The organism is Streptomyces lycii, from assembly GCF_009735685.1.
Taxonomy (GTDB): Bacteria; Actinomycetota; Actinomycetes; order Streptomycetales; family Streptomycetaceae; genus Streptomyces; species Streptomyces lycii.
On record NZ_WHPN01000103.1, the window covers coordinates 1 to 20195 of the forward strand.

Annotated in this window: 17 protein-coding genes; 8 read left to right on the plus strand and 9 right to left on the minus strand. The window is 73.4% G+C overall.

Annotated features, from left to right (window positions below; all coding sequences use genetic code 11):
- From GCU69_RS04750 to GCU69_RS04765, 4 genes are all read right to left on the minus strand, one after another.
- Nucleotides 1-999 (minus strand): hypothetical protein (locus GCU69_RS04750; protein ID WP_156205211.1); only part of this gene is annotated, 999 nt, incomplete at its 3' end.
- Nucleotides 1000-1028: 29 nt separating this feature from the next.
- Nucleotides 1029-1673, minus strand: a complete 645-nt coding sequence (locus GCU69_RS04755) for an RNA polymerase sigma factor (RefSeq protein WP_098751135.1) — start codon at nt 1671-1673, stop codon at nt 1029-1031.
- 93 nt (nt 1674-1766) lie between these two features.
- The gene (locus tag GCU69_RS04760) at nt 1767-2282 is read right to left on the minus strand and encodes a hypothetical protein (protein ID WP_098751126.1); all 516 of its coding nucleotides are present in this window, start codon (nt 2280-2282) and stop codon (nt 1767-1769) included.
- 400 nt (nt 2283-2682) lie between these two features.
- Nucleotides 2683-4053 (minus strand): YncE family protein, encoded by a 1371-nt coding sequence (locus GCU69_RS04765; RefSeq protein ID WP_235978224.1) that lies wholly within the window; start codon nt 4051-4053, stop codon nt 2683-2685.
- A 218-nt stretch (nt 4054-4271) separates the two neighbouring features.
- Here GCU69_RS04765 and GCU69_RS04770 point away from each other — a divergent pair, with 218 nt between their 5' ends.
- Nucleotides 4272-4877, plus strand: coding sequence for an HhH-GPD-type base excision DNA repair protein (locus GCU69_RS04770; RefSeq protein ID WP_098753641.1), 606 nt, complete (start codon nt 4272-4274; stop codon nt 4875-4877).
- Between the two features lie 224 nt (nt 4878-5101).
- Here the strand turns inward: GCU69_RS04770 and GCU69_RS04775 are convergent, their stop codons facing one another.
- Nucleotides 5102-6745: a beta-N-acetylhexosaminidase gene (locus tag GCU69_RS04775; RefSeq protein ID WP_098753640.1), complete on the minus strand. Its 1644-nt coding sequence runs from the start codon at nt 6743-6745 to the stop codon at nt 5102-5104.
- Between the two features lie 134 nt (nt 6746-6879).
- Between GCU69_RS04775 and GCU69_RS34695 the strand changes: the two genes are divergently transcribed.
- From GCU69_RS34695 to GCU69_RS04805, 5 genes are all read left to right on the plus strand, one after another.
- Nucleotides 6880-7635, plus strand: a complete 756-nt coding sequence (locus tag GCU69_RS34695) for a 2-oxo-4-hydroxy-4-carboxy-5-ureidoimidazoline decarboxylase (RefSeq protein WP_235978225.1) — start codon at nt 6880-6882, stop codon at nt 7633-7635.
- Nucleotides 7636-7826: 191 nt separating this feature from the next.
- Complete coding sequence (sdhC, locus tag GCU69_RS04790; protein WP_098753639.1) at nt 7827-8207, plus strand: succinate dehydrogenase, cytochrome b556 subunit; 381 nt, start codon at nt 7827-7829, stop codon at nt 8205-8207.
- A 5-nt stretch (nt 8208-8212) separates the two neighbouring features.
- Nucleotides 8213-8689 (plus strand): succinate dehydrogenase hydrophobic membrane anchor subunit, encoded by a 477-nt coding sequence (locus GCU69_RS04795; protein WP_098753638.1) that lies wholly within the window; start codon nt 8213-8215, stop codon nt 8687-8689.
- Nucleotides 8690-8709: 20 nt separating this feature from the next.
- On the plus strand, nt 8710-10464 hold the full coding sequence (gene sdhA / locus GCU69_RS04800; protein WP_098753637.1) for a succinate dehydrogenase flavoprotein subunit: 1755 nt from the start codon (nt 8710-8712) through the stop codon (nt 10462-10464).
- Nucleotides 10464-11234 (plus strand): succinate dehydrogenase iron-sulfur subunit, encoded by a 771-nt coding sequence (locus GCU69_RS04805; protein ID WP_098753636.1) that lies wholly within the window; start codon nt 10464-10466, stop codon nt 11232-11234. Before sdhA ends, GCU69_RS04805 begins: the two co-directional genes overlap by 1 nt.
- Nucleotides 11235-11454: 220 nt before the next feature.
- Here GCU69_RS04805 and GCU69_RS04810 read toward each other — a convergent pair whose 3' ends face one another.
- Entirely contained in the window at nt 11455-13806 is a 2352-nt protein-coding gene (locus GCU69_RS04810; RefSeq protein ID WP_176604527.1) for an MMPL family transporter, read from the minus strand.
- Nucleotides 13807-13958: 152 nt separating this feature from the next.
- Here GCU69_RS04810 and GCU69_RS04815 point away from each other — a divergent pair, with 152 nt between their 5' ends.
- Nucleotides 13959-14714 carry a response regulator transcription factor gene (locus tag GCU69_RS04815; protein ID WP_098753635.1) on the plus strand — a complete coding sequence of 252 codons (756 nt, stop codon included), beginning with the start codon at nt 13959-13961 and terminating at the stop codon, nt 14712-14714.
- A complete protein-coding gene (locus tag GCU69_RS04820; RefSeq protein ID WP_235978226.1) occupies nt 14711-16348 on the plus strand; it encodes a sensor histidine kinase in 1638 nt (545 codons plus the stop codon). The genes GCU69_RS04815 and GCU69_RS04820 overlap by 4 nt, the downstream gene beginning before the upstream one ends.
- 123 nt (nt 16349-16471) lie before the next feature.
- On the opposite strand, the gene GCU69_RS04825 is transcribed toward GCU69_RS04820, so the two are convergent.
- The 3 genes from GCU69_RS04825 to GCU69_RS04835 form a co-directional block, all read right to left on the minus strand.
- Nucleotides 16472-18025: an ABC transporter substrate-binding protein gene (locus GCU69_RS04825; RefSeq protein ID WP_156205212.1), complete on the minus strand. Its 1554-nt coding sequence runs from the start codon at nt 18023-18025 to the stop codon at nt 16472-16474.
- A gap of 175 nt (nt 18026-18200) precedes the next feature.
- Nucleotides 18201-19868 carry a metallophosphoesterase gene (locus GCU69_RS04830; protein ID WP_235978228.1) on the minus strand — a complete coding sequence of 556 codons (1668 nt, stop codon included), beginning with the start codon at nt 19866-19868 and terminating at the stop codon, nt 18201-18203.
- Between the two features lie 9 nt (nt 19869-19877).
- Nucleotides 19878-20183 carry an SCO4848 family membrane protein gene (locus GCU69_RS04835; protein ID WP_156205213.1) on the minus strand — a complete coding sequence of 102 codons (306 nt, stop codon included), beginning with the start codon at nt 20181-20183 and terminating at the stop codon, nt 19878-19880.
- Nucleotides 20184-20195: the final 12 nt, after the last annotated feature.

The window sequence follows — 20195 nt, forward strand, 5'->3', positions numbered from 1 at the left end:
ACCGGCCGCGGAGTCGGCGCCGGCGCCGCCCGGGTTGCCGGCGGCTCCGGTGCCGGGGTCGCCTCCGGAGTTGCCGTTGTTTCCATTGTTCCCGCTGTTGCCGTTGTTGCCGCCCGAGTTGGCCTCGCTGCCCCCGGAGTTGGCGTTGTTACCGCCCGAGTTCGCATGATCACTTCCCGCGTCGGCGTTGCTTCCGCCCGAGTTCGCGTTGTCGCCCCCCGGGCCCGCGCTGCCCGAGCCGGCGTTGCCGCTGCCCGCGTTGGCGTTGTCACTGCCCGAGTCCGCGCTGCCGCCCGGTTCCGGCTCGCCGGAGCCCGCGGCGCCGAGCATGCCGGCGCAGTAGCCGTCCACCTTCCGCTCGCCGCCGGCCGAGGCCACCAGGCGGGCATAGCCCTCCGCGTCGAGCCGGGAGCTGTCGCCCTCGCCGTTCCCGGCTCCGCTGTTCCCGGCTCCGCCGTTCCCGCCGCCGTCCTCGCCGAGATACGTACGGCACAACTCCTCGGCCCCGGGCAGATCCTGGTGCGGCTCGCGCCAGTCGGTCTCGGGCGCCGGACGGCTCCCGGCGGGACCGCCCGCGGTCGCGGTCGCCGTACCGTCCTCCGGTTCTTGGGTCGAGGCGCTGTCGACGTCGGTGAAGGGCACCCGGAACCCGCCGGTCCCGGCCACGAACAGCGCCCCGACCAGCGCGCCCGCGGCGAGCACACCGGCCAGCGCCACCCGGGCGGGACGGTGCCCGGCCGGCGGGAACAGCCTGCCGCGCCACCGCGCCACGCCCCAGTCGTCCCGCCGGCGCGGCTCACCGGCCGCGCGCAGCGCCTCGGCGCGGGCGGCGCGGAACGCCTCCAGCGCGGCCTGCTCCCCTGCCTCGGCCCGGGCGGGGTCGACTGCGAGGGGCCGGGCGGCCGCCGCCAGCAGCCGGTCGAGATCCGCGGTGACGGGCTCGCCGCCCGGAAGCGGCGGCTCTCCGCTCAGCAGGCGCTCCGCGTTCTTACGGTCCACGCCGCTCCCGTCGGATCGTCGGTTCCCGCTCATTCCACTTCCCCAAGCGTTCGAGAGGCGGGCGGTGTCACACCTGCCGCCGTGCAACCCTGGGCCCCCCGTTCGGCCAGCTGCCCGGCCAGCCGTTTCAACCCCCGGTAGGAGGAGGTGCGGACCGCGCCGGGCCGCTTGCCGAGGACCCGCGCGGTCGCCGGCCCGTCCAGCCCCACGACGACCCGGAGCAGCACCGCCTCGGCCTGGTCCCGCGGCAGGTCGGCTATCAGGGTCAGCGCCTGCTCGGTGGAGAGGGTCTCGAGCGCCTCGCGCTCGGTGTCCTGTCCGCCCGGCAGGTCCAGCACATCCTGTTCCAGCAGGGCCGGGCTGGGGCGGCTGCGCTGCCGCCGGAGGTGGTCCAGGGCCCGGTGCCGGGCTATCGTCGCGGTCCAGCCGCGGAAACCGTCTCCGTCGCCGCGGAACCTGCCGAGGTCACGAGCGATCTCCAGCCATGCCTCGGCGGCCACGTCCTCCGCGTCCTCGCCCACCAGTCCCCGTACATAACCGAGGAGTTTCGGCTGTATCAGCCGGTAGACCAGGGAGAACGCCTCTTCGTCACCACCCTGCGCCCGCTCCACGGCCGCGCCGAGCTCCCCGTCGTCCCGATGCTGCGTACGTCGGCGTTCCCCACGCTTGCCCACGCTGTCCTCTTCGTCCGCCACTGCCACGCCCCGGGCACTGCCACGCAGTTGTAACGCCGATCGGGCGGAAACGTCACCCGGCGAACAATATCCTCATCCCTTGACGCCCTGTATGCCGAGGGTTTCGAGCACTCGGTGGAAGAGTTTCTCCACATCGGGGGACGGATCGGCGCTGAGTACGGCGGCCAGGCACGCCGAGTCCACGGTCCGCCCGGCGGCGGCGGCCCAGTCCGCGGCGCAGGTGGCGGCTCCCGCCGGGGAGGGGAAGACGTCGTCGAGCGTCATCTCGTTACGGGCCATGTGCCGGGCCATGGCCGTGCGCCCGAGGCAGGCCGTCCAGGAGCCCCGGCGCGGGCCGGCCCCCTCCAGTACGGCGCAGCCGCTGTCCATGACGAAGGCCAGCAGGGTCGGCGCGCCGGTCTCCCTGGCCAGCGAGGCGGCCAGGTCGTCGAGGTCACCGAGGCCCGGTTCGAGCGGATGCTGCCACAGCTGCCACCCGTCGGCGAAGGTCTCCGCGAGTTCGAGCCGCTCCCGGCCGGCGGCGAGCGTGTCGCACTCGGCGAGATCACGATCGCTCCGGCCGACGACTAAATATCCCCAGAACCCCATCGCGCTCTCCTCCGGTCGCGCCCTACCCTCCCCGCCCAGCGCGCCGGACGTGTCAATCGTCACACTCGGCCGTGAAGTCCCGGAAAGCACACAGTGACGTTTCGCACCCGTCGAGCGCTGAGCTAGTGCGATCGTCCGGGGTCCCCGACCGACTCCGGCGTTTCCCACGGCCGCGGGGCCGCTGGGCGCGGGCGGTGATCCGCCCGGCCGGCGGCCGCGCCGTGACAGGGCCCGCGGGGCCGGGGGTCCCCGCCCCCCGGCCCCGCAGTACGCCGGTCCGCCCCTCACCGGGGAGGGGGCGGGCCGGCGTCGCCCCCCTCTCCCGCTCCCCGCTCCCCGCTCCCTCTCCCGCGGCCGCGGCGGTCGGCGACGCGCCGCGGCCCGTGGTAGCGCGGCCGCGCTACCGCCCGCTGCCGACCGTCACCGTGACCGCGCCGGTGGCATCGGTGTGCCGGGCGTCGCCGGCGTAGTGGAAGACGTAACGGATCTCGCCCTCCGTCCCGGGGCGGTCCTGGAAGGTGAAGCCGCCGTCGGGGGCGACGGCCGCGGTGCCCAGGGCGGTGCCCTCGCCGTCCTCGGGGCCGCCGATACGGCTCACCCGCACCGAACTCCGCTCCGCGAACGGCGCCGTCGAGGCGAGCCGGCCGGTGAGGGTCAGCTCACGGTTCCGGGGCGAGGACTGCGGGCCCTCGACCGTCATCGTGGTCTCCGTCCTGGCCGGATCGTTCAGCACCCGCAAGGTCAGGTTCGCCGAGTCGGGGCTCTCCGTGACCGCGAAGACCCGGGAGGCGTCCGGCGCCCAGGCCAGGCCGGCCGGGCGGAGAAGACCGGCGGCCCCGGAGGGCTGCTGGAAGTCGTAGCTGCGGATCGCCGTCGACGTCCCCCGGTCGAAGAGGTGGACGTCCGGCGCGTAGGCGCCGTCGATACCGGCGGCCACGGCACCGTCGGGCGCGACGGCCACGGCGTTCGGATACGAGTCGGTGGCGTACGTGCCGTCGGCGGCCAGGTCGGACGTCCGGTACGCGTGGTGGTGGTACGGATAGCCGCTGGCCAGGACGACCGTGGTGCCGTCCGCGGTCAGCGCCATGTCCCGCAGGTTCCCGCTGCCGTCGGCGCCCGGATTCCAGCGGTACGCCTGTCCCTGCGCGGTGCCCGAACTCACGTCGTACACCGCGACTTCGACGGGGCTCTGCCCGGGCGCGCCCGCCACCAGCACATCCGGATCACCCGGGGCGGAGGCGAGCAGCGGGGCCGAATACCAGTGGTACGGCCCGTCCTGGTCGAGGGTGACCCGCGGCTCGTCCCCGGAGAGGTCGACGGAGCCGATGTTGCCCTCGCCCGACGATCCGTAGCTGAACCAGAGCTTGCCCCCGGCCACGGCGGTCTGCGACGGCGCGGTGCCCGCGCCGGTCTCCCAGCGGGCCGTCTCCGCGAGCGTCTCCGTGTCGATCGCGGATATCGCGTCTCCGGTGCGCAGCGCCACGTACAGCGTGCCGGAGTCGCCGGAGAGGGCGAGCCCCGCGGCGCCCGGCACGGCGGTGATCTGCCGGAGGAGCGCGCCGTCGTAATCGGTGACCACGACGCTGCCGCTCACCGGGTCGCTGACGAAGACCTGGCGGTGGACGCCGTCCACGACGATGTCGGAATGCGAGCCGACCGGGAGGGCCGCGCCGCTGTCGGCCGCGGCCGGTGCCGCACCGGGGCCGAGCAGCGCCACCGTGCCCGCGACGAGGGCGAGTCCGACACGTCTGAGTCTCTGACGGATGTGCAAAGCCGTTCTCCTTCGGCTGCCGGGACGACCGGCGGTCACCGGTCATGCGCAGAACGTAGAACACGCCTCTGACATCCCGGCCGGACGGCACCGGTCGGCACCGGTGGGCCCGGGCAGCACCGGTCGGCACCGGTGGGCCCGGGCAGCACCGGCCCGGCACCGGCCGTGGACAGGTGTGTCGGCGCGCGTCCGCGGAACCTCCGGGGCACGATGGCGGCATGGACATCACCATTCGGATCGCCCAGCAGCCGGAGGCCGACGCGCTCCTCGCGCGCAGTCCGCTCGCCGCCCTGGTCGGCATGCTGCTCGACCAGCAGGTGCCGATGGAATGGGCGTTCACCGGCCCGTACACGATCGCGGAGCGCATGGGCGGCGACGATCTGGACGCCCACGAGATCGCCGCCCGCGACCCGGAGGACTTCGCGGAGCTGATGGCACGGAAACCGGCGGTGCACCGCTACCCGGGCTCGATGGCCAAGCGGGTGCAGGAGCTGTGCCGGCATCTGGTCGAGCACTACGACGGCGACGCGGCCGCGGTGTGGCGCGACGCCGGGAGCGGCGCGGAGCTGCTGCGCCGGCTGAACGACCTGCCGGGTTACGGCAGGCAGAAGTCGCAGATCTTCCTGGCGCTGCTGGGCAAGCAGTACGGGGTCCGGCCGGAGGGCTGGCGGGAGGCGGCGGGGCCGTACGGCGAGGAGGGGTCCCACCGGTCGGTGGCCGACATCACCGGGCCCGAGTCGCTGGCGGAGGTCCGCGCGGTCAAGCAGGAGGCGAAGCGCGCGGCGAAGGCCGCGAAGGCACCCGGGGGCGCGGGCGGGCGCTGAAGAGCGGGCGGGGCCGCACCGGGCTTCGGGGACCGCCCGGTCCCGGCGCCTGTCCGCGATGACGCGTCAGCCGTGACCGGCGGGCGCGCCGCCGCGCGGACCACCGCGGCCGCGCGGACCGATACCACCGCCCGGACCACGACCGCCCGGACCGCGACCACCCGGACCACCACCGCCCGGACCACCACCGCCCCGGCGCCCGAGCCGCCCGCGCCCGCCGCGCCTCAGCCCTTCTCGTCCAGCCGGTCCGCCAGCCCCCGGAACGCCTTCCAGTCCGCCGACGGGTCGCGCGGATCCCACAGTTTCTGTGCCAGCGCCCGCAACGGCATCCGGATGCCGTCGGCCACCTGGGCCTGCGTCTGCGCTCCGGCCAGGTCGCACCAGACCGCGAAGCGTCCGCCGAGCACCTTGTCGCGGGTCGCCAGGTTCGCGGGCACCGGCTCGGTGCCGCGCAGCACGGCGGGCGTCCAGTCGCGGTAGATGCGTTCGCCCGTCGGATAGGTGAAGTCGTTGGGCTCGCCGAGGACGTAGTACAGATACTCGTCGTTGAGGTTGACGACCTTGCGTCCCTCTCGGAGGTAGTCCGCCGGTTCCCGGGCGCCGATCTCCTTGCCCGTCCAGTACTCGACCTCGATGTCCCGGTCCGGCTGGACGGAGCCGCCCTCGAAGAAGCCGTCGTTCCACGCCTTCGGCTGCTTGTCCGCCTTGCGTACGACCTCGGCACGGTCGTTCAGCCACTGGGTGGCCAGGTCCTGCACCCGGGCTCCGGAGCCGTGCGCGCGGCGGGCCGCGGCCGCCAGGTCCGGGTACGCCGCCTCGGGGTCCTCGGCCATCAGCGCGCGGTACTCGTCGGCGCCGACGTGGAACCAGCGCCCGGGGAACTCCCCGGCGAACTCGCGCAGCAGCTCGTCGACGATCTTCGCGGCCCGGGGATCGGCGATGTTCACCGCGCCGCGGGCCGGGGTGCCCTCGGCGTTCCGCAGCTGGAGGCCGGGGTGGGCGCGCATCACGGCGCCGAGGTGGCCGGGCGAGTCGATCTCGGGGATGACGGTGACGTGCAGCCGCTCGGCGAGGTCGAGGATCCGGCGCAGCTCCTTCTTGGTGAGGTGCTGCTCGGATACGACCTCGGGGTGCGAGTCGCTCTCGATGCGGAAGCCCTGGTCGTCGGAGAAGTGCAGGCCGAGCTGGTTGTACTTCAGGTCGGCGATCTCCCGGATCCGGTCCTCGATCCAGCCGGCGGTGAAGTGCTTGCGGGCGATGTCGAGCATGAAGCCGCGCTGGGGGCGGTCCGGCCGGTCGTCGATCACACCCTCGGGGACCCGGTCGCCGGAGCGCAGGGCCTGGAGGACCGTACGGGTGCCGTAGAAGACGCCCGCGTCGCCGGCGCCGGTGATCCGCACCCGTCCGTCCCCGGTGGTGATGCGGTACGCCTCGCTGCCGCCCTTCCGGTCCTTGTCGATCGCGAGTTCGAGGTCGCCCTCACGGGCCGGGCCGGCGGCGGCCTCCAGCCCGAGTTCCCCGGCCACGGTGCGGGCCTCGTCGGCCAGCGGGCCGTCCGGGTCGGCCACGACACGGCTGTCCCGCCCGGGCTTCCAGCCGGGACCCCGGGCGCTCTCGAAGTCCCGTACCGCCGGGATGGTCGCCGGCGCGGTCGAGGCGGGATACGTGGTCGGCGCGCCGCTCGCCGGCGACCGGCCGTCGTCACCCGGCTCCTCGGAGCCGCCCGAACACCCGGCGAGGAGGACGATCGCGAGGGAAGCGGCGGAAAATCCGGAAAACACGGAACGGCGGGCAACCCGGGGAGCGGTTCTTCCCGTCCTTCCGGGTGACCGTCCGTCCGTCCCGACCGGGGGCAGCGCAGCTGGCATCGGCACATTCCTCCTCTTTCACCCGCAAGGTACGGCCCCGCATGCGTTTTCCTGCCGACCCCACACGCGAAACTCCTGCACGTCTGGGTGAAATTCGCGCATCTGTGGGACAAGAGCCTGCTTTCGTCGCTACGGTGACGCATTCGTCCACCCGCACACCAGTGCTTCCCGTACCTCCGTCTCCGCCGGCCGCCCGTGCCGCCGCGGGTTCCCCCGAGGAGTCCACCGTCACCGGCCTCGACCATCTCAACTCCGCGCCGCCCGCCGCCGCGGAGGGTCTGCTGCTCACCTGCTGCGCCAGCCGCCGCTGGGCGCGCACGCTCGTCGAGCACCGCCCCTACCCGGACACCGCCGCGCTGCTCGCCGCCGCCGAGGAGGCGGGCTACGACCTCGCCCCGGACGACGTGGCCGAGGCACTGGCGGGCGAGTCCACCCCCGGCCCGGCCGGCCTCCCGGGCCTGTCCGGCCCGCCCGCGGCGGAGAGCCCCGCCGCGCACGCCGCCGGGTTCTCCCTGGCCGGGGCGCCGCAGCCGCGGACACCGGCCGAGACCGGCCCCGGCCGTGGCACGGCACCCTCCGGCGCCCCGGACCCGGCGACCCGGCCCGCGCCCGGGACACGGCCCGCACCGGCGCCCCGCCGCCCCGGCATGCTCGCCGCCCACACCGCGCTGCGCGCCGCGCACGCCGCGTACGAGAGCCGGTTCGGGCACGCGTTCGTGATCTGCCTGGACGGGGTGGCGCCCGAGGAGTCGCTCGACCACGTCCTCGCCGGCATCCGCGCGCGGCTCGGGCACGACCCGGAGAAGGAGCGCGCCGTCGCCGCCGAGGAGCTGCGCCGGCTGGCGCTGGGCCGGCTCGCCCGCCTCGCCGCCGGGACCCCGGACGTGTGAGGCCGGGCCCGCCGGGCGGTCGCCGACGGCCCGGTAGCCCGTACGTGCCTGATTGATCACACCTACGGGCCCCCGGGCGAGTGATCCGACAAGGCGTCGCTACGATGGCCAGGGCCGGTGGACCGTACCCGGCCGGGCCATACCGACATCCGAGCCGGCAGGCCCCAGTCCCGCTTCCGGAGGGTTGATCCGTGCCGGCTGGAACGCTGTATCGCGGCCGGGAAGGCATGTGGTCCTGGGTGGCTCATCGAGTCACCGGCGTCCTCATCTTCTTCTTCCTGTTCGTTCACGTGCTCGACACCGCTCTCGTCCGCGTCTCACCCGAGGCGTACGACGACGTGGTCGCGACCTACAAGACTCCCCTCGTGGCCCTGATGGAATACGGCCTCGTCGCCGCCATCCTGTTCCACGCCCTCAACGGCCTGCGCGTCGTCGCCGTGGACTTCTGGTCCAAGGGCGCGAGGTACCAGAAGCAGATGCTCTGGACCGTCATGGCCATCTGGATCGTGCTGATGGCCGGGGCGCTGTACCCGGTGCTCGGCCACGCCGCCAGCGAAGTCTTCGGGAGCTGAGTCACATGGCAACCACTGAGAGTTCGTCGGTCGAGCTGACCGGCTCGAGCGCCGGCTACGGCGTCGACAACCCCGCCCCGGTCATCGAACCGCCGCGGGCCCGCACCGCGAGGACGCCCAAGTCCACCCGCACGAACTTCGAGCTGTACGGCTGGCTGTTCATGCGGCTGTCGGGCATCGTGCTGGTCGTCCTCGTCATCGGCCACCTGCTGATCCAGCTCGTCCTGGACGGCGGCGTGAGCAAGATCGGCTTCGCCTTCGTGGCGGGCCGCTGGGCCTCCCCGTTCTGGATGGCCTGGGACCTGATCATGCTGTGGCTCGCGATGCTCCACGGCGCCAACGGTCTGCGGACGATCATCAACGACTACGCCGAGCGGGACGGCACGCGCTTCTGGCTGAAGATGCTGCTGTGGACCGCCACGGTGTTCACGATCCTGCTGGGCACGCTGGTGATCTTCACCTTCGACCCGAACATCCGCTAGAGCCGGGGCTGACGAGACCAATGAAGATCCACAAGTACGACACCGTCATCGTCGGCGCCGGCGGCGCGGGCATGCGTGCGGCCATCGAGTCGACCAAGCGCAGCCGGACCGCCGTCCTGACGAAGCTGTACCCGACCCGCTCCCACACCGGCGCCGCCCAGGGCGGCATGGCCGCCGCCCTCGCGAACGTCGAGGAGGACAACTGGGAGTGGCACACCTTCGACACGATCAAGGGCGGCGACTACCTGGTCGACCAGGACGCCGCCGAGATCCTGGCGAAGGAGGCCATCGACTCCGTTCTCGACCTAGAGAAGATGGGCCTGCCGTTCAACCGCACCCCGGACGGCACCATCGACCAGCGCCGGTTCGGCGGCCACAGCCGCAACCACGGCGAGGCCCCGGTGCGCCGGTCCTGCTACGCATCGGACCGCACCGGCCACATGATCCTCCAGACGCTGTACCAGAACTGCGTCAAGGAGGGCGTGGAGTTCTACAACGAGTTCTACGTCCTGGACCTGCTGCTGGGCGAGGTGGACGGGGTCCGGAAGACCGCGGGCGTCGTCGCGTACGAGCTGGCGACCGGCGAGATCCACGTCTTCCAGGCGAAGGCCGTGATCTTCGCGTCCGGCGGCACCGGCAAGTTCTTCAAGGTGTCCTCGAACGCGCACACCCTCACCGGTGACGGCCAGGCCGTCGCGTACCGGCGCGGACTGCCGCTGGAGGACATGGAGTTCTTCCAGTTCCACCCGACGGGCATCTGGCGGATGGGCATCCTGCTCACCGAGGGCGCCCGCGGCGAGGGCGGCATCCTGCGCAACAAGGACGGCGAGCGCTTCATGGAGAAGTACGCGCCCGTCATGAAGGACCTCGCCTCGCGCGACGTCGTCTCCCGCTCGATCTACACGGAGATCCGCGAGGGCCGCGGCTGCGGTCCCGACGGCGACCACGTCTTCCTCGACCTGACCCACCTGCCGCCGGAGCAGCTCGACGCCAAGCTGCCCGACATCACCGAGTTCGCGCGCACCTACCTCGGCATCGAGCCCTACACGGACCCGATCCCGATCCAGCCGACCGCGCACTACGCCATGGGCGGCATCCCGACCAACGTCTTGGGCGAGGTGCTGGCCGACAACACCACCGTCGTCCCCGGCCTGTACGCCGCGGGCGAGGTCGCGTGCGTGTCCGTGCACGGCGCCAACCGGCTCGGCACCAACTCGCTGCTGGACATCAACGTCTTCGGCCGCCGGGCCGGCATCGCCGCCGCCGAGTACGCCGCGAAGAACGACTTCGTCGAGCTGCCCGAGAGCCCCGCCGCCCAGGTCGTCGGCCAGGTCGAGCGGATGCGGGACAACACCGGCACCGAGCGGGTCACCGAGATCCGCAAGGCGCTGCAGGAGACCATGGACGCCAATGTCATGGTGTTCCGTACCGAGCAGACGCTGAAGACCGCGGTCGAGACCATCGCCGCGCTCCGCGAGCGCTATCTGCACGTGTCCGTCCAGGACAAGGGCAAGCGGTTCAACACCGACCTGCTGGAGGCCATCGAGCTGGGCAACCTGCTCGACCTGGCCGAGGTGACGGCCGTGTCCGCGCTGGCCCGCAAGGAGTCCCGCGGCGGCCACTACCGCGAGGACTACCCGAACCGCGACGACGTCAACTTCATGCGGCACACCATGGCGTACCGCGAGGTGGGCGAGGACGGCGTCGAGTCGATCCGGCTCGACTACAAGCCGGTCGTGACGACCCGCTACCAGCCGATGGAGCGTAAGTACTGATGAGCACCGCAACGCTCGACAAGCAGGAGCCGAAGGACGCGACCGGGAGCGCGGCCGTCGAGCTGATCACCGCCACCTTCCGGATCCGCCGGTTCAACCCGGAGGTCTCGGCCGAGGCGTCCTGGGAGGACTTCCAGGTCGAGATCGACCCCAAGGAGCGGGTGCTGGACGCTCTCCACAAGATCAAGTGGGAGCTCGACGGCACGCTGACCTTCCGGCGGTCCTGCGCGCACGGCATCTGCGGCTCGGACGCGATGCGCATCAACGGCCGCAACCGGCTGGCGTGCAAGACGCTGATCAAGGACATCAGCCCGGAGAAGCCGATCACGGTCGAGGCCATCAAGGGCATGACGGTCCTGAAGGACCTCGTGGTCGACATGGAGCCGTTCTTCCAGGCCTACCGCGACGTCATGCCGTTCCTGATCACCAGCGGGAACGAGCCGACCCGCGAGCGGCTGCAGACCGCCGAGGACCGCGAGCGCTTCGACGACACCACCAAGTGCATCCTGTGCGCCGCGTGCACGTCCTCGTGCCCGGTGTTCTGGAACGACGGGCAGTACTTCGGCCCGGCGGCGATCGTCAACGCGCACCGCTTCATCTTCGACTCGCGTGACGAGGGCGGTGAGCAGCGGCTGGAGATCCTGAACGACAAGGACGGCGTCTGGCGCTGCCGCACCACCTTCAACTGCACCGACGCGTGCCCGCGCGGCATCGAGGTGACGAAGGCGATCCAGGAGGTGAAGCGGGCGCTGATCACGCGCCGCTTCTGACCTCGCCGGCCGGGCGTCTCCGCGCACCGGCCGCAGCACCGCGGGAGGCCCCCGCACGCCCGTCGGGTGTGCGGGGGCCTCTTGGTGAACCGGGCCGCGGCCCGGGCGGGCGGCGGCGCTTCCCGGTACGGGCGGCGGCGCCCGGTGCCGGTGCCGGTGACTGGTGCCGATGCCGGTACGGGCAGCTGTGCCCGGTGCCTGTGCCGGTGCCGGCCGGTGGTCAGCGGGGCGGGCCGCCGTCGCCCGGGCCCGCGCCCACCAGGACCGTGTCTCCGTCACCGGCGTCCTCTCCCCCGCGGGGGGCGCCGGGCCCGGGCCGGTCCGCGCCGGTGCCGCCCGGTCCTGCGACGCCCGGTCCTGCGGCGCCCGGTCCTGCTGCGCCCGGGCCGCCGCCGGGGCGTACCGGCTCGTCCGGCGGGTCGACGGCGAGGTGCGGCAGCACCCGGTCCAGTGGGCGCGGCAGCCACCAGTTGGCCCGGCCGATCAGATGCATCAGTGCGGGCACCAGGACCGTCCGCAGGATGAACGCGTCCAGCGCCACCGCCCCGGCCAGCCCCAGCCCGGCCATGACCGCGCCCCGGTCGCCGCTGAGCACGAACGACGCGAAGACGCAGATCATGATGAGCGCCGCGCAGTTGATGACCCGGCTGGTCTCGGCGAGCCCGACGCGTACCGCGCGGGCGTTGTCCTTCGTGTGCGTCCACTCCTCGTGCATCCGGCTGACCAGGAACACCTGGTAGTCCATGGACAGCCCGAAGAGCAGCGGCAGCATGATCACCGGTAGGAAGGCGATGACCGGGCCCTCCTTGCCCAGTCCGAGAAGTTCCGTCCCCCAGCCCCACTGGAAGACGGCCACCAGGATCCCGAAGGACGCGGCCGCGGCCAGCAGGTTCATCACGGCGGCCGTCAGCGGTACGACGACGGAGCGGAAGGCGAGCAGCAGCAGCACCGCCCCCAGCCCGACGATCAGCGCGATGAACGCCGGCAGCCGGTCGCCGATGACGGAGGCGAAGTCCTTCTGCACCGCGGTGGCGCCGCCGACATGGACCCGCAGCTCCGTGCCGGCCTCCGCGTCCGGGACGACCTCCTCGCGCAGCCGGTCGATGAGCCGGTCGGTCTCCTCCGACTGCGGCGAGGTCTCCGGTACGACCTGGACGACAGCGGTGTCCGTGCCCGGCGGCACCGGCAGCGGGGTCACCCGGGCGACCCCGGGCAGCGCGCGGACCTCGGTGACCAGGCCGTCGAGCGCCGCCCGGTCGGCCGGGGCGCCGGAGGTCTCGGCGACCAGCTGGAGCGGGCCGTTGAAGCCGGGGCCGAAACCCTCGGCGAGCAGGTCGTACGCCTGCCGGGTGGTCTGCGCCGCGGGCTGGTTCCCCTGGTCGTTGATGCCCAGCCGCAGCGAGAACACCGGCAGGGCGAGCGCGGCCATCAGCAGTACGGCGACGGCGGCCGGTGCCTTGGGATGGCGTTCCAGGAAGCGGGACCAGCGGACCCCGGCGCCCTCGCGGCCCCCGGTGACGCCTGGGGCCGGCGGGGCCGCGGTGCCCGCCGCGGCGGCGCGGCGCTCGCGGCGGCTGAGCACCCGCGGGCCGAGGAAGCCGAGCATGGCGGGCAGCAGGGTCGCGGCGGCGAGCACGCTGAGCACGACGGTGAGGGTGGTCGCGATGGCGATGCCGTTGAGGAACGCCAGGTCCAGGGTGAACATCGCGAGCAGCGCCACGCACACCGTGCCGCCCGCGAACAGCACGGCCCGCCCGGAGGTGTCGAGGGCCCGCACCGCCGCGTCCCAGGGATCGAGCCCGGCCGCGAGGCCCTTGCGGTGCCGGGTGACGACGAACAGGGCGTAGTCGATGCCCACCCCGAGCCCGATCAGGCTGCCCAGCAGCGGCGCGACGTCGGGGATCCCGGTGACATGGCTGAGCAGCACGATCCCGGCCATCCCGGTGCCGACCGCGAAGAGGGCGTTGAGCAGCGGCAGCAGCATCGCGTAGAAGGAGCCGAACGCGAGGAAGAGCACCACGGCCGCGGCCAGCACACCGACCGCCTCGGCGAGACCGGCGGGCGGCTGCTGGGTCTGCTCGATCGCCTGTCCGCCCAGTTCGACGCGCAGGCCCTCGCCGGTGGCCTCCCGGGCCCGGTCGATGACCCGCTCGGTGTTCGCCGGGTCGAGTTCGAACGCCTGCGCGGTGAAGGTGACTTCGGCGTAGGCGATGCGGCCGTTCTCGCTGATCCGCGCCGCGCCGCCGGGCTCGTACGGCGAGGCGACCGAGCCGACGTCGGGCAGCTTCGCGATGTCGGCCAGCGCGGCCTCCATCCGCCCGCGCACCTCCGCGTCGCGCACCGTGCCGCCTGACGTCTCCCAGACGACGGTGTCGGTGTCGCCGGCCCGCTCCGGGAAGGCGTCCTCCATCAGTTCGATCGCCCGCGACGAGCCGGTCCCCTCCAGCCCGAAGACGTTGGTGTACGAACTGCCCGCCGCGACGCTGCCGGCGACCGTGCCGCCCAGCACCCCCAGCCACAGCCACAGGACGACCCATCGGTGTCTCAGGCACCACCGTGCCAGTGCAGCCATGTTCGACGCTCCTTGTCGTGTCCGGTCCTCCCCCGAGGCGCCGCTCTCACCCTCCGGGGCCGGGGGCGGGCACGGCGAGGGCGGGCGGCGACTCACAGGAAGCTCTCAAGCTGCGCTCCGGAAAATCCCAATTCCGCGCCGATACTGGACGGATGAACCCCAGCAGCGGCAGCGCGGGCGAGGAACCCGGCGGCGCGGCGACCGTCCTGGTCGTCGAGGACGACCCGGGCATCGCCGACGTGCTCACCATCACCCTGCGCTTCCACGGCTTCGGCGTGGTGACCGCGGACAGTGCCGCGGAAGCGCTCGCCCGCGCCCGCGAGCACCGGCCGGACGCCGTGCTGCTCGACATCGCGCTGCCCGACGGCGACGGGCGGCAGGTGTGCCGGGCGCTGCGCGCGGAGGACGGCGGCGAGGACACCGCCGTGGTGTTCCTGACCGCCCGGGACGCCTCCGCGGACGTCGTCGGCGGGCTGACGCTGGGCGGGGACGACTACATCACCAAGCCGTTCACCCTGGACGAGGTCGTCGCCCGGCTGCGGGCGGTGCTGCGCCGCACCCGGCGGCCGGGCGCCGCGCGGCCCGCGCCCGCGGTGCTCCGCCACGGCGATCTGGAGCTGCACGAGGCGACGTGCAGCGTGCGGCGCGGCGGGCGGGCCGTGGACCTGACGCCGACGGAGTTCGCCCTGCTGCGTCATCTGGTGTGCCACGCCGACCGGTTCGTGTCCAAGGAGCAGCTGCTGCGGCACGTCTGGCGGTACGACTCGCCGGTCGAGTCGACGGTCGTCGAGACGTACATCAGCTATCTGCGCCGCAAACTCGACCCGCTCGGCCCGCCGCTGATCGTCACCCGGCGCGGCGTCGGGTACGGCCTGCGGGCCCCGGTGCCCGCCCCGGAACCGGCGTGACGCGCCACGGCCCCCGGCCGCGGTACCCGCACGCGTTCCGGCTCCGGAGGGGCGCCCCGGCCGGGCGGAGCCTGCTGGACTGCCCGGTCGACGGCGGAACCGGCGCCCGGCGGGGCAGGCAGCACTCCCTGCGGGCCAAACTCACCCTGCTCAACGTCACGCTGCTGGCCCTCGCCGTCGTCACGGCCACCTGCGCCGGTGTGCTCGCCATGATCATCTACCTGGAGGAGGGCGTCGACTCCCGGCTGCTGGCGTCCCGGGCCGGGCTCGCGGACGCCGGGCTGACCACCGGGAAGATCGAGGAGCTGGGGAAGCTCGCCGCGCTCCAGCACGCGATCAGCCCGGGCGCCGGGCAGCTGACCGGCCACGTCGAACGCTTCGTGCTGGTCTCCTCCGAGGGCACCGCGCTGTCCTTCGGGCCGGACGCGCCGAGCGATACGCAGCGGGCGCTGGCGGCCGCCGCCGGCGATCCCGTCGCGCTGGCGGCGGCCGCGGAGCCGCGGGCGGTGTCGGCGGAGGGCGTCCCGTACCGGGTCACGGCGGTGCGGCTGGAGGACGGCCCCTGTGTGCTGATCGCCTCGTCGACAGCCGCCGTGCACCACGCGGTGCAGCGGGTGGTGAAGCTGGACCTGGCGGTGGGCTCGGTGCTGCTGCTGGCGCTGGCCGCCGCCACCCTGGGCGGTTCCCGCCGCAGGCTGCGTCCGCTGGAGGACATGGTGGCGGCCGCCTCGGCGGTGGCCGAGGGCGATCTCGACCTGTCCCGGCGGGTGACGGCGCGCGGCCGGCCCGCCGCCGAGGTCGAACAGCTGCGACTGGCCCTCAACGCCATGCTCCAGCAGCTGGAGACGGCCTTCCGCACCCGCGAGCAGGCCGCCGGCCAGCTGCGCCGCTTCGTCGCCGACGCCTCGCACGAACTCCGCACCCCGCTCTCCTCGATCCTCGGCTATCTGGAGCTGTACGACAAAGGGATGCTCCGCGACGAGGACTCGGAGGCCCGCGCGCTGCGCCGGATGCGCGCGGAGGCGGCCCGGATGGCCAAGCTCGTCGACGAACTCCTCGTACTGGCCCGGCTCGACCAGCACCCCCTGGACCGCCCCGAACCGCTGGACCTCGCCGTGCTCGCCCGGGACGGCGCGGCCGATCTGCGCGCCCAGCAGCCGGAGCGGCCGGTGCGCGTCGAGGCGCCGGAGGCCGTAACCCTGCTCGGTGACGAGTCGGCGCTGCGCAAGGTGGTGGCCAACCTGCTCTCCAACGTGCGTACGCACACGCCTCCCACGGCCCCGGTGACGGTCTCCGTCTCGGCCGGGGCGGGCGGCTCCGGAACCGCCGTCCTCACCGTGGCCGACTCCGGCCCGGGTGTGCGGCCGGAGGACACCGAGCGGGTCTTCGACCGCTTCTACCGGGCGGGCGGCGGCCCGGGCGAGGACGCGGGTCCCGCGACGGGCGGCGGCAGCGGCCTCGGGCTGTCCATCGTGCGGGCCGTGGTCGAGGCGCACGGCGGCACGGTCGGAGTGACCGCCGCGCCGGGGCGGGGCCTGACGGTGACGGTCGCGCTCCCGGTCGGCGGTGCCGCCGGGCGGGCACCGGAGGGCCCGGGAGGGATACGGGCCGTCACGGGCCCGGTGCCGGGCTAGCGGGGGTTCCGGCCGGGCGGGGGTTCCGGCCCGGAGCGGCCGGACTGCGGGCGGCCCGGGACACGAGCGCCCGGACCGCGGACGCCCGGGTGCGGCCCCGCCCGGCCCGGGGCGGCGCTGGTGTCAGCTCCGGCTCAGGGCCCACAGCCGCCACATGCCGTGCCCGTCCGACAGGTACGGCGTTCCCGCGACGTCCTGGCTGAGCACGAAATTCCTGCGCTGCAACAGCGGCAGCAGCGGCACGTCCTCGGCGACGATCTCCTGGAGCGCGGCGAAGTCCTCCATCGTGCGGTGCCGGTGCTCCTGCCGCTGGGTGGCCCGGATCAGCTTGTCGACCTCCGGGTTGTGATAGCCGTTGTGATAGGCCGAGTCGGCTCCTATGACGGGTGCGGTGAACGTGTCCGCGTCGGGGAAGTCCGCGACCCAGCCGACGCAGTACGCGTCGAAGGCGCCCGCCGCGTAGCCCTTCTGGAACTTCTTCCAGTCGTACTCCCGCACCTCGATCTCGAACAGGCCGCTGTCCTCCAGCTGTTGTTCCAGCAGCTCGGCCTCCGCGTCCGTCGCGGCGCCCTGCGAGTAGGCGAGGGTGAAGCGCACCGGGAGGCCGACCCCGGCGTTCTCCAGCAGCGCGCGGGCCGCCCGGGGATCGGGCTCCGGGTGGCGGTCGAAGAACGGGGTGGTGTGCGCCGGGATGCCCTTCGGAATGAGCGAGAAGAGCGGGTCCACGGTCCGCTGGTGCACGTCGCGGGCGAGCGCCGTCCGGTCGACGACGGCCGCGACGGCCCGCCGTACGGCCGGGTCGGCGACCGGTGAGCCGTCCCGGAGGTTGAACACCATGGAGCGGATCGTCTCGCCGGTGCTCTCCGCGACCTCCACGCCGGGCCCGGGATCGTCGGCCTCGGCGGCCAGGACGGAGGGCGGCAGCTGGCGGGCCGCGACGTCCACGGAGCGCTCCTTCCAGGCCGCGGCGAGCTGCTCCGGTTCGTCGTAGTAGCGGATGGTGACCGGCTTGCCGAGGCGGGAGACGGCGCCCCGGTAGTTGGTGTTGGGCGCCAGCCGCGCCTCCTCGCCGTCCCGCCAGCTCTCCAGGACGTACGGTCCCGAACCGTTGACCGAGCCGCCCTCCCGGAGGGTGCCCGCGTCGTAGTGGTCGGGGTCGACGATCGCGCCCGCCCCCGTCGCGATCTTGAACGGGAAGGTGGCGTCCGCGGTGCGCAGCCGGAAGGTGATCCTGTCGCCCTCGGTCCGGATCGACTCCAGCGTGTCGAGCAGCGGCAGCGGTCCCTGCGGATCGGCGATCCGGCGGATCCGGTCGAAGGAGTACTTCACGTCCTCCGCGGTGATGTCGCCGCCGTCCGCGAAGCGCACGTCCGGCCGCAGCTCGCAGACGAACGTCCTCAGCGCCTCGCCGGCGAAGTCGCAGCTCTCCGCCGCGTCGGGCACCGGCTCGTCGGTGCCCGGGGTGTAGGTGAGCAGCGACTGGTAGATGTTCGTGAAGATCGCCCAGGAGCCGGCGTCGTAGGCTCCGGCCGGGTCGAGCGAGCTGACCGTGTCGGTGGTGCCCACCACGATCGGCTTCCCGTCCCGGTCGGCCTCGGTGAGCAGTCGGAAACCCGCCACCCCCACCGCCAGTAAGACCACGCAGACACCGATGATCCGCAACTGGAACAACCGCATGACAGGGCCCCCATTCCGCCGTCCACACCCCGGGCGCCGGCGCGCGGGCGCACAGGCAGGGCTGCCGGCCCGGCGGCCCTCGGGTCAGTGACGTACATCACCTAAACACAGGGTGAACCACTAGGCAGGGGATATGGCGGAAAAGTTACCGTCGGGCGCTCTGCGCGTTCAGGTCTCAGGCCTGTTTCGACGCCAGCGTCACCACGGTGATGTCCGACTCGGCACCCACCCGGACGGGCGGGCCCCAGGCCCCGGCGCCGCGCGTCACGTACAACTGGGTGTCGCCGTAGCGCTCCAGGCCCGCGACGGTGGGGTTGGCCAGCGCGGCGAGATAGGGGCCCGGCCAGAGCTGGCCGCCGTGGGTGTGCCCGGACAGCTGGAGGTCGACGCCGTGATCCGCCGCCGCGTGCACCATTACCGGCTGGTGGGCCAGCAGCACCGAGGCGCGGGAGCGGTCCCGGTCGCCGAGGGCACGGTCGTAGTCCGGCCCCTGGCCGGCCGGACCCTCGCCCTCCGCGGAGATGTCGTTGACCCCGGCCAGGTCGAAGCCGGGCAGCTCCACGCGGGCGTTCTCCAGGGGGTGAACCCCCAGTTCGCGGACGAAGTCCACCCACTGGCCGGCGCCCGAGAAATATTCGTGGTTGCCGGTGACGAAGTACGAACCGTGCCGGGACCGCAGACCGGCCAGCGGCTCGGCCGCCGGGCCCAGATCCTCGACGCTGCCGTCGACGAGGTCGCCGACGATCGCCACCAGGTCCGGCTGCGTGCGGTTGATCGCCTCCACGATGCGACGGGTGTGCGAACGGCCCAGCACCGGGCCGAGGTGGATGTCGCTGACCACGGCGACGCGGAAACCGTGCGCGGAGCGCGGCAGCTTGGCCAGCGGCACGGTGACGCGCTTCGTGGTGGGACCGTCGAGGACGCCGTACGCGCCGTAGCCGACGGTTCCCAGTCCCGCGACGGCGGCCGCTCCCGCCACCGTGCGCGCGATGAAGAGCCTCCGGCTCGGATCGGCGGCGCGGGCGGCCGGCTCGGCTCTGCTGCCCCCGGTGTCCCCGGTGTCCCGGGTGTCCCCGCCGGGCCGGGATCCGGGGGCGGGGGTGTCGTCGGCGGGGCGGCCGGGGGCGCCGGGAGCGGCCGGTTCCGGGGCGGCCGCGGTGACCCGGGTGGCACCCGTGGCTTCGGGGGCTTTCGTGGCTTCGAGGGCTTCGGTGGTGCCGGTGGCCTCGGTGACGCCGGTGATGTCAGTGCTTCGGGTGACGTCGGTGGTTTCGATGACGTCAGTGGTTCCGGTGGTTCCCGTGACTCCGGAGGCTTCCGTGACCGAGGAAGCCGCCGCGACCGGGGCTGGGGCGCCCTCCGTCCCGGCACCGCCCCCGGTGGCCGGCGCGGAGCCGGACGGGGCCGAAGCGGCGGCGCCGGGGGAAACGGCGGCGCCTGACGAAGGAGCGGCACCTGAAGAAGGAGCCTCTCCGCCCGAAGGGGCGTCTCGGGGGGAATCGGGTGCGGAACCGGCGGCGCGGCGTTCGAGCAGCCGGCGCAGCAGCGGCCGTACCGCCTCGCCGACCAGCAGCGCGAGCGTCAGATAGAGCACCGCCGCCAGCCACAGATAGCCGGGCCACGCCAGGACCCGTTCCACCGCGAACGGCATCCCGGACCGGCCGCTGAGGAACGCGCCGAAGGTGGTCAGCGGCAGGATCACGGCCGCGGCCGTACCGATCCGGCGGCCCCGTCCCCCCGGCACCGTCGTGTCCCGGACCAGCCGCCGCCACAGATACCAGTGCACCGCGGCCAGCAGCCCCAGGATGACCGCCAGCACCACCACGAAGATCACGATCGCCACTCCCGTTTCCTATTCCGCCGTGCCGGCGCCCGCGACACCGCGCCATCGGCGCACACCCCGGAGCCCGATCACACCGATGACGGTGCCGAGCACGAAGGAGGTCACGGCGAGCAGCAGATGCACCCAGAAGTACGCGGTCGGGTCACCGGCGTCGTCGAACGCCAGTCCGCTGCCGTCCTTCCACAGGTTCTTGACGAAGGTGATCCAGATGACCCAGCTCCAGGCTCCGAAGACGAGCAGGAACCAGGAGACCCGGCGGCTGAGCGTGGGGGCGCCGCCGGAAGCGTGCGGGCCGTCCCCGGGAGTTCGCGACATGCCTCCCAGTAT

Excerpts from the sequence above, each read along its gene's own strand:
- GCU69_RS04760 (WP_098751126.1), bottom strand. The coding sequence starts at position 2,282 with ATGGGGTTCTGGGGATATTTAGTCGTCGGCCGGAGCGATCGTGATCTC.
- GCU69_RS04770 (WP_098753641.1), top strand. The coding sequence starts at position 4,272 with ATGGACATCACCATTCGGATCGCCCAGCAGCCGGAGGCCGACGCGCTC.
- GCU69_RS04775 (WP_098753640.1), bottom strand. The coding sequence starts at position 6,745 with ATGCCAGCTGCGCTGCCCCCGGTCGGGACGGACGGACGGTCACCCGGA.
- GCU69_RS04795 (WP_098753638.1), top strand. The coding sequence starts at position 8,213 with ATGGCAACCACTGAGAGTTCGTCGGTCGAGCTGACCGGCTCGAGCGCC.
- sdhA (WP_098753637.1), top strand. The coding sequence starts at position 8,710 with ATGAAGATCCACAAGTACGACACCGTCATCGTCGGCGCCGGCGGCGCG.
- GCU69_RS04805 (WP_098753636.1), top strand. The coding sequence starts at position 10,464 with ATGAGCACCGCAACGCTCGACAAGCAGGAGCCGAAGGACGCGACCGGG.
- GCU69_RS04810 (WP_176604527.1), bottom strand. The coding sequence starts at position 13,806 with ATGGCTGCACTGGCACGGTGGTGCCTGAGACACCGATGGGTCGTCCTG.
- GCU69_RS04815 (WP_098753635.1), top strand. The coding sequence starts at position 13,959 with ATGAACCCCAGCAGCGGCAGCGCGGGCGAGGAACCCGGCGGCGCGGCG.
- GCU69_RS04825 (WP_156205212.1), bottom strand. The coding sequence starts at position 18,025 with ATGCGGTTGTTCCAGTTGCGGATCATCGGTGTCTGCGTGGTCTTACTG.
- GCU69_RS04835 (WP_156205213.1), bottom strand. The coding sequence starts at position 20,183 with ATGTCGCGAACTCCCGGGGACGGCCCGCACGCTTCCGGCGGCGCCCCC.